Origin of the sequence: Pseudomonas sp. RU47 (assembly GCF_004011755.1) — a bacterium.
GTDB lineage: Bacteria > Pseudomonadota > Gammaproteobacteria > Pseudomonadales > Pseudomonadaceae > Aquipseudomonas.
The window spans coordinates 1,053,324-1,068,837 of the sequence record NZ_CP022411.1; the positions used below are offsets into that span (position 1 = coordinate 1,053,324).

Sequence of the window (15,514 nt, forward strand, 5' to 3'; positions counted from 1 at the left end):
ACAGTGAGCGTAGCCCCCGTCCAATCGTCCCTTAATGTCAAAGACCAGGTCAGCGCCGCAGAGTGGCAGACCCGGGTCGATCTCGCCGCTTGTTATCGTCTGGTCGCCGCCCATGGCTGGGACGATCTGATCTTCACGCATATTTCTGCCAAGGTGCCGGGCACCGAAGATTTCCTGATCAACCCGTTCGGTCTGATGTTCCATGAGATCACCGCGTCGAGCCTGGTGAAAGTCGATCAGGCCGGCAACAAACTCATGGACAGCCCTTACGAAATCAACCCCGCCGGCTACACCATCCACAGCGCCGTGCACGAAGTGCGGCACGATGTGGTTTGCGTGCTGCATACCCACACCGCGTCCGGTGTCGCGGTGTCGGCGCAAAAGCAGGGCGTACTGCCGATCAGCCAGCAATCATTGTTCGTGCTGTCGAGCCTGGCCTATCACGCCTATGAAGGCGTGGCGCTGAACCACGAAGAGAAGGCGCGCTTGCAGGCCGATCTGGGCGAAAACAATTTCCTGATGCTGCACAACCACGGTTTGCTGACCTGTGGCGGCACCATCGCCGACACCTTTTTGATGATGTTCACCTTCCAGCGCGCCTGCGACATTCAGGTCATGGCGCAAACCGGCGGGGCTGAACTCATCGCCATCGAACCGCAAATTCTGGCAGGCGCCAAAGCGATGATCGCTGGCGTCACCAAAAGTGCTCAAGGCATGGGTGGCGCGCTGGCCTGGCCAGCGTTGCTGCGCAAACTCGATAAACAAGACCCCGGATATAAACTCTAATGCCTCTTGCCGAGATTCCTCTGTGTGTCTGGCGTAAACGCAGCCAGGCGTTTGTCTTTCGTGGTCAGCCAATCCGTTACTGGACGGCGGGGCAGGGTGAGCCGCTGCTGCTGATTCACGGCTTCCCGACCGCCAGTTGGGACTGGCATTACCTGTGGCAGCCACTGGCCCAGCGTTATCGGGTGATCGCCTGCGACATGCTCGGCTTTGGTGATTCGGCCAAACCGCTCAATCACACCTACAGCCTGCTGGAGCAGGCTGACCTGCAACAGGCATTGCTCGCGCATTTGCAGGTTGAACAACCGGTGCATGTGCTGGCGCATGATTACGGTGACAGCGTTGCCCAGGAACTGCTCGCCCGGCACTACGAAGACAAGATCGAGGTCGCCAGTTGCGTATTTCTCAACGGCGGATTGTTTCCGGAAACCCATCGTCCGGTGTTGATGCAGAAATTGCTGCTCAGTCCGCTGGGCTGGATGATCGGCCGCGCGTTCACGCGCGATGCGCTGGTGAAAAGCTTCCGGCAGATCTTCGGCCCGCAGACCCGGCCGACTGAAAGTGAGCTGGACGATTTCTGGAGCCTGGTCGACAGCAATCGCGGGCCACGGATCATGCACAAGTTGATCAGCTACATTCCCGAACGCCGGGTGCAACGTGATCGCTGGGTGATGGCGATGCAGCGGGGCGAGATTCCGTTGCGGGTGATCGATGGTGAAGTCGATCCGATTTCCGGGGCGCACATGGTCGAGCGTTACCGCGAGTTGATCCCGGACGCGGACACGGTGCTGTTGCCGGGCATTGGTCACTATCCACAGACCGAAGCGCCGGTGCAGGTGCTCAAGCACTATCTGGCGTTTCGCGATCGTTTTGTGCTGCCACCGCGCAAAGTCGCCTGCTCCTGAAAGATCAAAGGATCGCAGCCTGCGGCAGCTCCTACACAAATCCAATGTAGGAGCTGCCGAAGGCTGCGATCTTTTGATCTTTTGTTTCTTTGACGGCCTCATCATCCCCCAACCTTATCGCACACCATTCAGCCTCCGCCGTATTCATTGTGACCAAAAGCTGTGTGCCTGACACTCAGGCTCAATACTGGCCTGCTGGAGTTGCTGCGATGAATGAGTCTGTGCGTTTCGAAGATAAAGTCGTCATCGTCACCGGAGCCGGTGGCGGCCTCGGACGCGCCCATGCATTGTTGTTTGCCAAGCAAGGCGCCAAAGTGCTGGTCAACGACCTCGGCGGCTCGACCCAGGGTGAAGGCGCCAATGCCTCAGCCGCCGACCGTGTGGTGGCGGAAATTCGTGAGGCCGGCGGTATCGCCGAAGCCAACCACGACTCGGTCACCGACGGCGACAAACTCGTACAAAACGCCCTCGACGTCTTCGGTCGCGTCGACGTCGTGGTCAACAACGCCGGCATCCTGCGCGACAAGACCTTCCACAAAATGGACGACGCCGACTGGGATCTGGTCTACCGCGTCCACGTCGAAGGCGCCTACAAAGTCACCCGCGCCGCGTGGCCACATATGCGCGAGCAAAACTATGGCCGGGTGATCTTCACCGCCTCCACCTCGGGCATCTACGGCAACTTCGGCCAGTCCAACTACGGCATGGCCAAACTGGGCCTCTACGGCCTGACCCGCACCCTGGCCATCGAAGGCCGCAAGAACAACATCCTCGTCAACGCCATCGCGCCAACCGGCGGCACGCGCATGACCGAGGGCCTGATTCCGCCGCAGGTGTTCGAGCAATTGAAACCGGAACTGGTCAGCCCGTTGGTTGTGTATCTGGCGAGCGAACAATGCCAGGAAACCTCCGGGCTGTTCGAGGTCGGTGGCGGCTGGATGGGCAAGGTGCGCTGGGAACGCAGCCTCGGCGCTGGGTTCGACCCGCGCGTAGGCTTCTCGCCGGAAGATGTCGCGGCGCACTGGCAGCAGATTTGTGATTTCGAAGGGGCGGCGCATCCGAAGGACAATATCGAGGCGCTGAAGGAAATGATGGCGAATTTGCAGAAGTATTCGTTGTAAATGGAGAACCAAGCGAGCAGGCCAAGATGCCTGCTCGCTTGGTTGTTATTCTTCAGGTTTGAAGCCAGGTTTTTCGTTGGCAGCGCGCCATTGTTTTATCGCTGTCAGCACACCAGTAGGGCTGTCTTCGACACCGTCTTCAGGATAATACAAAATATTTGTCCCATTGGGATGCTGCGATGTATCCACAATGTTATCGACTATCGCGTCGTGTTCTTTTTCTGAGGAGTAATTTCCCTCAAATAATCTGTTGATAAGGCTCGCATATTCCGACTCTGTGTACTCTTCAAGTTTGCTTTTTAGTTTGATCATGGAGTCTCGCCTTTTTTGGAATGTGCATCGATATGCTGCTTCGGTGTTAATAGGGTCAGGTTGGATATATCGTAGACTGAGCCACCCTCATTTATCGGATTGATATGGTGGATTTCAAATTTTCTTCTCTTGCCAATGTGTTCTGCAATGTCTGCACTTGGTGACAGGCCTTTGCTCATATCAATTTTGTTAATTTTAGTGAACTGATTGGCTAAGGATTTTTCGTTTGCTACGGCCTTCCAAAACGCCTTTCGAAAAGCCCTGAAACTCGAAAACTCCCGTCCTCTCAGCTTATCCGCGATCTGCATCGGAATAGGTGCACCTTGCGGTGTCGCAGCGGCCCCCAACCAATTGCCCGAAACCGGTTGTCCGATACCGCTGGCAAAGCCGGGATCCTGCCGCCGATCCCTGAACATCGTGAAAATCGGCGGGATTCCGGAGTCGACCGGAAAGACTGTAATCCATCCACCAAAACCATACAGATCCATCTCGGGAAATGGATCGATCCGTCCGCTGTCGGGTGTGACATTCGCGCCTTCATAGATTGGCAAGTCTGGATCGGCGACAGGTAATTGCGTCGAAGGATTTGGCGGTTCCAGCAACGGCGTCCAAGTGATTACAGGGCCTTTGGCGTCGGTTGCAGAGGCGGAGGAAACGTAAACGTTTTTAAGTGCGTCAAACCGCGCTGATACAACCGGCACTTTGCTGGGCACAGTCACTCCATCGGTGCTGACGACAACCACTTCGACTTTGTTGCCTATCGTCCTTGAGCCAAGCCTGACCGGCAGATCGACGTCTGCGCCTATCCTTGCCAGTTCGTAGAGATCGTCCTCCAGATCAGGAGCAAGGTCGGACAGTGGCACGCTTGCAGCAAACAGATCGCCGTTGCCCAGCTCGGAGGGAACGAGCAAAGCGGCAAATCCCACTAGCACCGGGACTGCGCTGGTCGAAATCGCTGCAATCGCGATGGTGACGGCCGAGCGCAGTGACGTTCTGAGTGCTTGTGTGGTTACCGAGTTGTGGCTTATCGCGCCGAGTGTTCCCGAGAACGCGGGGCCGAACGCCGCGTGGGAACCGAAATAAGCGAATTCAGGACTATTCCAGCGTGCTTGTGTCTGCGTGTGCCAATGGGCGTGCATGCGTGCTTGCTCAGCACGCTGCTGGGCCTCTGCCTTGGCTTGCTTGCGCGCTTGCCGCTGGCGTTTACTTTTTGCCGCTCTTGCGGCTTTTTGCTGTTGTTCAAGGCGAGCCTTTTCAATCTCCAGTTGCTTTTCCTGTTCTATGCGCAACCTTTGCACTTCAGCCTGACGTTCCGCCAATGCCGTCAATTTTGCCTGTTCAGAGGCTAATTGCCGTGCAGCAGCTTCGGCAGCGATTCGTGCTTGCTCGGCTGCCTGCCGCTGAGCCTGTGCGAGCGCAGCGAGCCGTGCTTGTTCGCGAGCCCGAACTTGCTCCTGTTCTAGGCGTGCCGCTTCGGCCAATTCTCTCTGGCGGTTTTGTTCGGCGGCGATGCGAGCATTTTCGCCAGCCACGCGCTGGGCCTCTGCCGCTGCCGCTTGTGCCTGATCATTGCCCTGCACAGCAGCCAGCCACCTGTGCACATCGATTTGCTGTTGATTAAGCAGATGAATGGTTTGCAACAGTAAATTTGCTTCGTGTGCCGCCCTGTACGATACGACCCAGGCATCAGCAATACCCAGAACATAAGTTCGTCTGCTGTGGCTGACTTTTACGTAATAGTCATGAAAGTTTTTATTAAGCGGGGAGTCCCCAAAAAACTGATTGGCTACTGCTGTTTTCTGATGATACTCGGCTGTTTTTCTGGCGATTAACGTGTGGCGAACTTGCAGCTCCCGCATGATCGCCTGCGCGGGAGGAAGCGGGTGAGTCGTGCCTTCCAGGCGTGTCGCGGCCAGCTCCTGTTCAATTGAATGGGGCATTTGCTCTGTGCGAGTTTTAAACTCGTGAGTGATTTGCGCCGTGTGGTCGTTAAATTCAGCAATATTGGCTCGAGTGGCGCTGACCGAATCGAACAGCTCCGCTGTTCGGAATGTTCGTAATAGTCGCAGGTGTTATGGGTATTCCGGCGGGTGCTATTGCCGTTGTATGGACAGCTTCGGTCAATTCCCATGGTGGAGGCTTTTGCATATTCATATCCTTTTGAATGTGCGCGATAAGTCGCCGGCAAGTCAGTGCGGCCAATAGTGACGTCCATGTCACCGGCGAGTGTTTGAGGCGTTTCAAGTTACAACAGATTTCAGGTTGCAAAATCTGAGAACTTCGTAAGTAAACAGGTTTTGTTTTGGAAGAACTTTCCAGGACTTTCAATTTGTCGGTCATCGTTCTCCTGCGAACAGAGAAACGTCCGACATTGTTCTCGGAAGTTTTTCGCTGAGTGAGGCGTTTAACTTTTCATCAGGCATAAAAAAAGGCCGCTGCAAACGCAGCGGCCAAGGTAAGACGTTGGATCAAGGAGCTACAAATCAACGTCAGTGAACACCGGGGCGATAAACCGAACTTTCGATTTATCTGAAATCTGTTGCCAATCGCTTCAGTCATTCAGCGGAGTTGGCTTCGTGCGTTACGGCGTGTCCCGTGAAAGCGCGTTCAGAATAAGGTCTTGAGCGCGTAGGAAAAATACCGATTCCGGACATGCACTGTTGCGGGGCATGCAACAGTCCCACGAACCCATGCGCACCATGCGTGGCACTGATGATCGTTCATCCAGCCGATCCATGAGCGGCGCAAAGCCCCGTCCCGCAAGGCCATTCATCCTTTCGAGCGACAATACGAATACCTCCTTGGTGCGCTTATCGACGCGGTTGCCCGGCAGTAGGGTGGGGCCTTCTGTCACTCACCGGGGAAGACGCATGACAAAAACAACAATGCGCGCCATCTTCACACCGCAGGCGCTGGCAGCCGCGGTGGCTTTGGGTTGCTGCGCCCAGGCGCAAGCGGTTGCGTTCAACATTGGCGAAATCGAGGGCACCTTCGACTCGTCGCTGTCGATCGGCGCGAGCTGGGGCATGCGCGATGCCGACAAATCGCTGGTCGGCACAGTCAATGGTGGTACCGGGCAATCCTCGACCGGTGATGACGGGCGTTTGAATTTCAAGAAGGGCGAGACCTTCTCGAAAATCTTCAAAGGTATTCACGACCTTGAACTCAAGTACGGCGACACCGGCGTCTTCGTACGTGGCAAGTACTGGTATGACTTCGAGCTGAAGGACGAAGATCGCGAGTTCAAGCCGATCAGCGACAGCGGCCGCAAGGAAGGCGCGAAATCTTCCGGCGCGCAGATCCTTGATGCATTCGTCTATCACAACTATTCCATCGCCGATCTGCCGGGCACCGTGCGCGCGGGCAAGCAGGTCGTGAGCTGGGGCGAAAGTACCTTCATCGGTAACTCGATCAACAGCATCAACCCGATCGACGTTTCGGCGTTTCGTCGTCCCGGTGCGGAGATCAAGGAAGGCCTGATTCCGGTCAACATGCTGTTTGGCTCGCAAGGCCTGACCGATCAACTGACCGTTGAAGGTTTCTACCAGCTGGAGTGGGACCAGACCGTTCTCGACAACTGCGGCACCTTTTTCGGTGTCGACGTCGCGGCGGACGGTTGCAATAACGGCTACACCGTCGGTAACCCGGCGATCGCGCCGCTGGTGCCGTTGACCACCGCGTTCGGGCAAGGCATTCAAGTGACTCGCGAAGGTGTGGTGATCCCCCGTGGCGGCGACCGCGATGCGCGGGATTCCGGGCAGTGGGGCACGGCATTGCGCTGGCTCGGGGACGACACCGAATACGGTCTCTACTTCATGAATTACCACAGCCGCACGCCGACGGTTGGCACTACGACGGCCGGTCTTTCGACATTGGCAGCATTGCCGGGCATGGTCGGCATCGCCAATGGCCTGGCCCCCGGCAGCGGTTCCGGTCTGGCCCAGAGTGTGATGCTCGGACGCGGCCAGTACTACCTCGAATACCCGGAAGACATTCGTCTGTACGGCGCGAGTTTCTCCACCACGCTACCCACCGGCACCGCGTGGACCGGTGAGATCAGCTATCGGCCCAACGCTCCGGTTCAGGTCAACACCAATGACCTGACGCTGGCGCTGCTCAACCCGATTGCCGGTGGTACGGCTTCGCCACTTTCGACGTCGCCGGGTGCGGACAACAAAGGCTATCGGCGCAAAGAAGTCACGCAGATCCAGAGCACGCTCACGCACTTCTTCGATCAGGTCTGGGGCGCTCAACGGTTGACCCTGGTCGGAGAAGCCGCGGTGGTGAGGGTTGGTGGCCTGGAGTCGCGCAACAAGCTGCGTTATGGCCGCGATTCGGTTTACGGGCAGTACGGTTTTGGCGGCGACACCGACGGTTTCGTGACCTCGACCTCGTGGGGCTACCGCGCCCGGGCGATCCTCGATTACGCCAACGTGATCGGCGGGATCAACCTCAAACCCAACCTGTCGTGGTCGCATGACGTCGCCGGTTATGGCCCCAACGGCCTGTTCAACGAAGGCGCGAAAGCGATCAGCGTCGGCGTCGATGCCGACTACCGCAACACCTACACCGCAAGCCTCAGTTACACCGACTTTTTCGGTGGTGACTACAACGTCCTCGAAGACCGTGACTTCGTGGCCTTGAGCTTCGGCGTGAACTTCTGATCTGCCCGAGAAGGATGACTGCAATGCGCAAAATGATTCTGCAATGTGGCGTGCTGGCCCTGAGTCTGCTGGCGGCCAACGTGATGGCGGCGGTGTCGCCGGATGAGGCCAACAAGCTCGGCACCAGCCTGACGCCGCTCGGTGCCGAGAAGGCCGGTAACGCCGATGGCTCTATCCCGGCATGGACCGGCGGCATCCCGAAAAATGCTGCAGCGGTGGACAGCAAAGGCTTTCTCGCTGACCCGTTCGCCAATGAAAAACCGTTGTTCACCATCACCGCGGCCAACGTCGACAAGTACAAGGACAAGCTCTCCGATGGCCAGGTAGCGATGTTCAAGCGCTATCCGGAAACCTACAGGATCCCGGTCTATCCGACTCACCGCACCGTCGCCGCACCGTCGGAAATCTACGAATCGGCCAAGCGCAGTGCGCTCAACGTGACCACCATCAACGACGGTAACGGCCTGGCCAATTTCACCGGCAATCGCTATTACGCCTTCCCGATTCCGAAGAACGGCGTCGAGGTGTTGTGGAACCACATCACCCGTTATCACGGCGGCAACGTCAAACGCATCATCACCCAGGTGACCCCGCAGACCAACGGCAGCTATACGCCGATCCGCTTCGAAGAAGAGATCGCCGTGCCGCAACTGATCAAGGATATCGACCCGGAAAAAGCCGCCAACGTGCTGACCTTTTTCAAGCAGTCGGTGACCGCGCCAGCGCGTCTGGCAGGTAACGTATTGCTGGTACACGAGACCCTCGATCAGGTGAAGGAACCGCGCCTGGCGTGGATCTACAACGCCGGTCAGCGCCGCGTGCGTCGTGCGCCGCAAGTAGCCTATGACGGTCCGGGCACCGCTGCCGATGGCCTGCGCACTTCAGACAACTTCGACATGTTCTCCGGCGCACCGGATCGCTACGACTGGAAACTGGTCGGCAAGAAGGAAATGTACATCCCGTACAACAGCTACAAACTCGATTCGCCGAAGCTCAAGTACGACGACATCGTCAAGGCCGGGCACATCAATCAGGATCTGACGCGCTATGAGTTGCACCGGGTCTGGGAAGTGATCGGCACGGTCAAACCGAATGAGCGGCATATCTACGCCAAACGCCACATGTATATCGACGAGGACAGTTGGCAGGTTGCACTGGCCGACCACTACGACGGTCGCGGTCAACTCTGGCGCGTAGCCGAAGGCCACTCTGAATATCACTACGAGCATCAGGCACAGGCATACACACTGGAAGCGCTCTACGACATCATTGCCGGTCGCTACATTGCCTTGGGGATGAAGAACGAAGAGAAGCACAGTTACGAATTCGGCTTCGAAGCCAAGGCTGCCGACTACACGCCAGCGGCCTTGCGTGCAGAGGGTGTGCGGTAACGGTTCTGATACATCAGTTGCACAAAAGGCGACCGCTCGGTCGCCTTTTTTATGGACGCCAATCAGCGCGCTGAATACTCGTCAACAAGCGCGCGGGAGAGGGCTAGGGTGAGCGCACAACGATAAGAAGGCTCACTCGATGACTGCCATGACCCCGTGCCTGGATCGACCCGGATTTTTGCCCAGACTTTCTTCACATCATCAGCTTCGCAGTCGCTTGAGTGCGCCTCTTCTGGCTTCGAACGCGCGGGTCAGGCTGTTGTGCGCCCCCGCTGGCAGTGGCAAAACCGCACTGCTCAGCGAATGTTTTCTGCAGGTGCGTGCAGACTGCGAGACGATTTGGCTGCCGCTGGCGGGAGCAGCGCTCAGCCGCGAGGAGTTTTGCCTGCGTCTGACTCGGGCGCTCGGACTGATCGAAGACCTTGACGCTACGCAACTGATGGCGCAGCTGGCACGTTGGTCCAGAACGACTTCGCTGTTTATCGACGATTACAGTCGTCTGCCGGATCCGGCTCTGGATGCTTTACTGGATCGTTTGTTGGCGGTCAGCAGCCCGGCGCTCACCTGGTGGATCAGCACTCGCCGCCGGCCGCAGTGCAACTGGCCGCGCCTGTTGCTCGATGACGAACTCTACGAATCCGAGCGCGCCAGCCTGGCACTGACCCACGATGAGGTTGTACCGGTGTTGCGCCATTTACCGCCAGACCAGGCGGACCGTGTCGCCGCCCGTATCATCCAGCGTACCGGCGGCTGGTGCGCGGGTGCGCGCATGGCGCTCCTGCAAAAATGCGACTGGTCGCAAAACCTGCAGCCACAACAGCGTGTCGACACCCTGCTCGACTATCTGCAGCACGAACTCTTCAGCAACCTGACGCCAGAGCAGAATGAGGCATGGCGTGTTCTGGCTCACCTGCCACGGTTCAACGCGCCATTATGCGAGCATTTGTTCGGCCCCGGCGAAGGCGCACAGCTGTTGCATGATCTGCAAGTGCTGGGCTGCTTTATCGAGCCTTGGCAGGAGTCCGCCGATTGGCTGCAGGTCTTTCGCCCGCTGTCGCGAATCATGCAGGAGTCGCATTGGCCGTGTGCGCGTTCGTGGCACCGGCGCGCCTGTCAGTGGTTCACTGCGGTGCAGGATTGGCGAGCAGCGTTCGAACAAGCGTTGTTGGCCGAAGAGTACGAAACGGCCGTAAGCCTGTTGCAGCATTTGAGCTTCGAGGATTTGCTGGAAGACCAGACGGTCGTCCTGCTGTTGCGCTTGCATGAGCAGCAAAGCCGCGAGCTGACCTTGATGACACCGCAATTGATCGGGCTGGTCACCGGGGCATTACTGTTCGCCGGCCGATTCGAACAGGCCGCGCAATGCATGGCCCATCTCGTCCGCTTCATGCCACAGCCGACGGGACATCTGGAGCAGCAACTGCTGGCACGTTGGCAGGCGCAACAAGGTTGGCTCTGCCACTTGCAGGGGCAAATGGAGCCGGCGCGCGCCTGTTTTCAGGAGGCATTGTCAGCCCTGACCGACGATGCCTGGCAGGCCCGTCTGATGTGTCTGTCGGGACTGACGCAGCAGGCGTTACTGTGCGGTGAACTCGATCAGGCCCATGCCCTCAACCGCGAGGCGCTGTGCCTGGCGCGCGCGCATGGCTCCTTGTTGTTCGAAGGGTTGCTCGAGCTTGATCATGCGCAATGGCTCGAGCAGCGAGGAGCGCCCGTGCGTGCCGAAAGTCTGCTGGTGGACATTGAGCATTTGCTGCGCCAGCGCACCCTGGTGCCCACGCCGCTGCTGGGCCGAATTGCCCTGCGACGAGGACGGCTGGCGCTGTGCATGGGGCTTGAAGAGCAGGCTGCGGATCTGTTCAGCCGAGGCCTTGAAGATTGCTTGCGCAGTGCAGACAAGCGGGTCTTGTATGGCTACCTCGGGCAGGCTCAATTGGCCGGCAATCGAGGCGATTATGCCTGCGCTTTCGAGCGCCTGCGCGAGGCCGAAAGGGTCATGCAGCAGCGGCAGATTCCCGATACGGTCTATCGCGGTGTCGTGCTTCAGGTCAGCAGCCAGTTCTGGTTGCAGCAGGGGCGACCGCAATTGGTGCAAGAGGCGTTGGGCCGGCTGTTACGGCATTACCGTGGACCCTCTGCACTCCAGGCGCCGCCCGCGACATTCGAGCTGATTATCCGCATTGAATACCTGCTGGCCTGCGCGCATACGCAGTTGAATCCGGATGAAAACTGTCTGCCAACCATTGAACGATTGCTGAATCAGGCCCAGGCCAGAGGCATGTTGACGGCGGAAACGGAGTTGCTGCTGGCCTTCGCCCAGTTGGCCGAATCGAACGGTGACACGGAGGCGGCGCAGCAAGCTTTCCAGCGTGCCGGAATGCTGGTGGAACGCTGCCAATTGCAGCACGCCATGCGGGAGTGGGAATTACGCCGAGGCAGTCTCGGAGCGGTGCCTGCCAAGCAGTTTCCTGCCAGGCAATGCGATAACCGTGATCTGACGTCGGGCCTCAGCCGGCGTGAGCGTGAAGTGCTGATGTTGATTGCTCAAGGTGCTTCGAATCAGCAAGTTGCAGAACAACTTTTTATTTCGTTGCATACAGTAAAAACACATGCGAGACGGATTAACGGAAAGTTGGGTGTGGAGCGCAGAACTCAGGCTGTGGCAAAAGCAAAGTTTATGGGGATATTGGTTTAGTGTTGTGATTTTCTTATGGTGTCAATGGTTGTGGTTGTTTGTTGGCATGTTTTGTAAATTGTTCGAGCTTCATGTTGATTGAAAAAGAAACTACCTTGCGACCCTCTGTGTGGCTGCACTCGCAGCTCTGGATAGTCAAGTAAGGAGATGTTGTGGCTAAGTTATTTAAAAGTTTGATGCGTGGTTCGTTGGGTGAACAAGTTACGTGGGTTGAAGAGTGGGAAAAGGCAAGCCAGGCAAAAGCAGGTCTATTCAAGATCATCGACGCCATGCCAAGCGTGCTGGATATTCTTCGCAACATGCTTGAAAGTGAATTAAAGCGTTTGGGTAAAACAGTCGATATCGACAAAGTCTATGTCAATACGGATCCTGCTTTCCCCGCCAATGAAAATCGACCTTCGGGCACTCTTTGGGACGTCACTGTTCATTGTCTGAATAATAACGTCAGCCCCGCTTACATAATGGGCGGCGATGGCGTTTTTTTTCTGCCGGACACGTTCAGTGAGCAATTCAAAGTCAATGTTCTGAATACGCTTATTGTCGAAGACCTGATCGCTACTGTAGCTGCCGGACTGGAAAAAACGTTGCGAACCGAGATCGCAAAGTTCTGGGCGGCGCCAGCGAAAACCATTCGCCGGGACACTGCACCGCTGTCGAATAAGCAAACTTTCATCGAAGCGTACGCCGTAGTCACGAGTGCAGAGCTGTCCCTGTCAGTCATGGCCCGGATTTTTGATGCCCGGTTGGGTGAGCGATTCGCCCATCTGCTCGACGCAAACGCCGGTCGCGCAGTGTTCGAAGTGAAGTTGCAACCGGCGCAGGATTACCTTCTGTCGCTCCTGCCCTGTTTCGTTCTGGACAACGCCGAGCGTCCGGACGCAGAAATGCGGCTAGTCAACGAGTCGACCTCTTACCTCATGCACACGCCGGAAAACGGCTTCGAGTTCTTTGAAAAAAATACCGAGCTGCACAGCAAACTACAGCAGCGGCTGTCTTTGGGTAGCGACCAGATCCGATACCTGAAAGCAACACAAAGTCCTCACGCCTTCTGCGTAGAGACGCACCTCAAGGGCCAGCTGGAAAGCGTGTCATCCTTGCTCGGTGGCCGGGAACAACTGGAAAGTCCGCTCACCTCCGTGCTGCAGGAGAATCAAGGCTTGCACGTGCTGCGCTACGGTATCAACACTCGCTTCTATCTGCTTTGGGCTGCATTGAAACGCACCGACTGGCCGCTTTGGCTCCATGCCGCCGGTAGCGATATTCAACAGCGATACAAGGAGCTTGAGGAATCCAGGGATGAATACCAGACTGCTTATTCAACCGTCTTCGATGCGTACTTTTCGTTTAAGGATTATGTGGTGCGTACGTTCGCCGAATGGGCGGACAGGACGCTCGGGGAACAGCTTGATCCAGAAACAATTAGTGTCCATAGCTCGTACACCCTGCAAATTGCCGGACGTACTGTCGAACAGGAAGACACCCGAACGCTGACGGAATTTCTCGTTTTTGGACTGCATGACAATGGTTATAAAGCCACTCTGACTATCATTGGCGCTCCCGAGGGAAGTCGGCTGACGAGTATGGCGCTTGAGCAGTGGCTGGAAAATCGTAACCTGCGACTGGCATTTACCGGCGGCCTTGCATCCTCGCCCTCGGTTGATTACCAAGAGGCTTACCGCAACTACCTGTTCAGCCAGATAGCGTTTGCAGTTTTTGTTGCTCGCCACTCCGGAAAGCTGGACTCCACCGATGCGAATATCATCGCGCGAGCCATGGCCAATGACTCAACGGTGACTATTCAGGGATTGAGAATCAGATCACAAGTACCCGCGTTGAAAGATGTTCTGATCATTTCGGCCAGAGAATATGTACCGTCGCTGATGTTGGTGAAAACGCCTGGCGGTGAATTTGAACTGCAAAAATTTTCCGATGTTAATGCGGCGAACCGCTGGCTGGAGACAGCATTGTCCGCAGATCGTGAATACGCTGCATTGCTGATCCATCCAGACTACCTGCAAGAAGCAGGTAAGTTGCTCGGCAGCGATTCCAGACAGCTGAACTACCGCTACACGCTCGATGGCCGGCCGGTCGATCTTGGCCTGAATCTCAAGGCACCGTTGGCAGACTACGTAAATATCGCTTACCGAGCCGAAGTTGCCCTGCGCAAGGCCATTGCTCCGGCAAGTTATCGGGCGCTTGGTATCGAAGGCCGCAAGCGCTATTCGCGTCTGACAACCGAACTCAAGGCACTGTCTACGATTGATGCACGAGATAATGGTTTTCCGACATTCGAGCAGTTTACTTATGACTCGGTGAAAGCTCAGATAGAAGACATTTTACGTATTCGTGGGAGCAATGTTTCGGTCAACCCCGACCAGATCATTGTTCAAACCGAAGCGTTTCGTAAGAGCGTTACCGATGTTTTGCTTGAGGGACTCGCCTTTGAAGCGGTGCATCCGGCTTACGAAACTAAATTCAGCCCGAAATACTATTTGGTGAATGGCCATCCCAGCGTTGAAAAACTGGATATCCGAGACCTGTCCTCGCTGTCGAAAACTTTCCGTCCCGGCGACAGATATGCCGCGATGCTGAAAGCGCAATATCAGAACAAGGCTCATCCTGATTACGCGTTCAGGCGCGCAGTACACGCGCGAAGAATTCGCTGTGAAATGTACTGCGGTGCTTTGGCCGACTTTACCAATGGCAGACTGTCAATAGAGTCTTTCTCTGCTATCCAGCGGACTATCGATAATCTGAAAGAAAGTGGCGGCTATCAGTCAATTGTGGACAGCCTTACCGAAGGTGACGTCGGGCTGTATAAATTCAATATCGGTACGCTGGGTTTGACGACTGCCTGGGACCGCACGGTGGGCGGCGTTTATATTTTCCGGCTGAAGTTGTCTTCAGGGTTCCTCGATTTGCTCTATACGCCTGACGCGCCGGATCTGGTCAGCTTCCGGCCAATCGCTGAGTTCATTCCTTCGATTCGTTTTCGACACGGCCCGTTCCGGGACTACTACAGCCAGCGGTTACTGCTGGTCGACCAAAAGGTGATCAACGACTATTTCGACAATCTGGTCGCAACCGTCGATACCAAACCGGTTATTCGCACGCAGCGGCGTTCATTGCTGCCTGATCTGTTCACTTTCCATGACGAGCGAGTGCGCCGTGTATTGAGTGATATCGACGAACGCACCACCAGTCTCAATGAAATAATCGCCGGTCTTGTTTACGACAACCTGTTGAAGGCCGCGAACATCATAAGCCTGCTGGTGCCTCCCGTGGGCACTGTCGTGGTGGCTGTGCAGATGATGAAAAGCATCTACGACGCTTCGCAGTCGCACCGACGGGGTGATTACTCCGCTGCGCTTGGACATGTACGGGATGTATTGAGCGAACTGCTGACATTGGGTCAGGCTGCGGCGGCGGGCGCACCGGTTAAAGAACTTACTCGTGCGCAACGCTCGTTCCTCAGTTTGTTTGAAGACGCTCGGACAGTCGCGGAACTCGTTACGTATTACACCGGCCACCAGGACCCTCAGGATGAGCTGCTCGGTTTCTTCAAGTCACTGATGGAAGATGCTGGTTCCGCATTGAGCAAGACCACGGTTCGTTGAGCCGTTTCGAGCGCTCTTAGCCTGCG

Annotated in this window: 9 protein-coding genes; 7 read left to right on the forward strand and 2 right to left on the reverse strand. The window is 56.6% G+C overall.

Features of this window, described 5'->3' with window-relative positions; genetic code table 11:
* Positions 1–3: 3 nt before the first annotated feature.
* The 3 genes from CCX46_RS04655 (at position 4) to CCX46_RS04665 (ending at position 2,809) form a co-directional block, all read left to right on the forward strand.
* Positions 4–786, forward strand: coding sequence for a class II aldolase/adducin family protein (locus CCX46_RS04655; protein ID WP_007950070.1), 783 nt, complete (start codon positions 4–6; stop codon positions 784–786).
* Positions 786–1,688, forward strand: a complete 903-nt coding sequence (locus CCX46_RS04660; protein ID WP_127925866.1) for an alpha/beta fold hydrolase — start codon at positions 786–788, stop codon at positions 1,686–1,688. Before CCX46_RS04655 ends, CCX46_RS04660 begins: the two co-directional genes overlap by 1 nt.
* Positions 1,689–1,897: 209 nt before the next feature.
* Complete coding sequence (locus CCX46_RS04665; RefSeq protein ID WP_099758023.1) at positions 1,898–2,809, forward strand: SDR family oxidoreductase; 912 nt, start codon at positions 1,898–1,900, stop codon at positions 2,807–2,809.
* A 45-nt stretch (positions 2,810–2,854) separates the two neighbouring features.
* Here CCX46_RS04665 and CCX46_RS04670 read toward each other — a convergent pair whose 3' ends face one another.
* Together CCX46_RS04670 and CCX46_RS04675 are read right to left on the reverse strand one after the other, a co-directional pair.
* Positions 2,855–3,121, reverse strand: coding sequence for a bacteriocin immunity protein (locus CCX46_RS04670; RefSeq protein ID WP_202978060.1), 267 nt, complete (start codon positions 3,119–3,121; stop codon positions 2,855–2,857).
* A complete protein-coding gene (locus tag CCX46_RS04675) occupies positions 3,118–4,980 on the reverse strand; it encodes an S-type pyocin domain-containing protein (protein ID WP_238704378.1) in 1,863 nt (620 codons plus the stop codon). Before CCX46_RS04675 ends, CCX46_RS04670 begins: the two co-directional genes overlap by 4 nt.
* Positions 4,981–5,991: 1,011 nt before the next feature.
* Between CCX46_RS04675 and CCX46_RS04680 the strand changes: the two genes are divergently transcribed.
* From CCX46_RS04680 to CCX46_RS04695, 4 genes are all read left to right on the forward strand, one after another.
* Positions 5,992–7,785, forward strand: coding sequence for a DUF1302 domain-containing protein (locus CCX46_RS04680; RefSeq protein WP_127925868.1), 1,794 nt, complete (start codon positions 5,992–5,994; stop codon positions 7,783–7,785).
* 23 nt (positions 7,786–7,808) lie between these two features.
* Positions 7,809–9,176, forward strand: coding sequence for a DUF1329 domain-containing protein (locus CCX46_RS04685; RefSeq protein ID WP_127925869.1), 1,368 nt, complete (start codon positions 7,809–7,811; stop codon positions 9,174–9,176).
* A gap of 139 nt (positions 9,177–9,315) precedes the next feature.
* On the forward strand, positions 9,316–11,871 hold the full coding sequence (locus tag CCX46_RS04690) for a LuxR C-terminal-related transcriptional regulator (protein ID WP_127925870.1): 2,556 nt from the start codon (positions 9,316–9,318) through the stop codon (positions 11,869–11,871).
* Positions 11,872–12,023: 152 nt separating this feature from the next.
* Positions 12,024–15,488, forward strand: a complete 3,465-nt coding sequence (locus tag CCX46_RS04695) for a dermonecrotic toxin domain-containing protein (protein ID WP_127925871.1) — start codon at positions 12,024–12,026, stop codon at positions 15,486–15,488.
* Positions 15,489–15,514: the final 26 nt, after the last annotated feature.

Coding starts and splice junctions, on each gene's coding strand:
- CCX46_RS04660 (WP_127925866.1), top strand. CDS start 786: ATGCCTCTTGCCGAGATTCCTCTGTGTGTCTGGCGTAAACGCAGCCAG.
- CCX46_RS04665 (WP_099758023.1), top strand. CDS start 1,898: ATGAATGAGTCTGTGCGTTTCGAAGATAAAGTCGTCATCGTCACCGGA.
- CCX46_RS04670 (WP_202978060.1), bottom strand. CDS start 3,121: ATGATCAAACTAAAAAGCAAACTTGAAGAGTACACAGAGTCGGAATAT.
- CCX46_RS04675 (WP_238704378.1), bottom strand. CDS start 4,980: ATGCGGGAGCTGCAAGTTCGCCACACGTTAATCGCCAGAAAAACAGCC.
- CCX46_RS04680 (WP_127925868.1), top strand. CDS start 5,992: ATGACAAAAACAACAATGCGCGCCATCTTCACACCGCAGGCGCTGGCA.
- CCX46_RS04685 (WP_127925869.1), top strand. CDS start 7,809: ATGCGCAAAATGATTCTGCAATGTGGCGTGCTGGCCCTGAGTCTGCTG.
- CCX46_RS04690 (WP_127925870.1), top strand. CDS start 9,316: ATGACTGCCATGACCCCGTGCCTGGATCGACCCGGATTTTTGCCCAGA.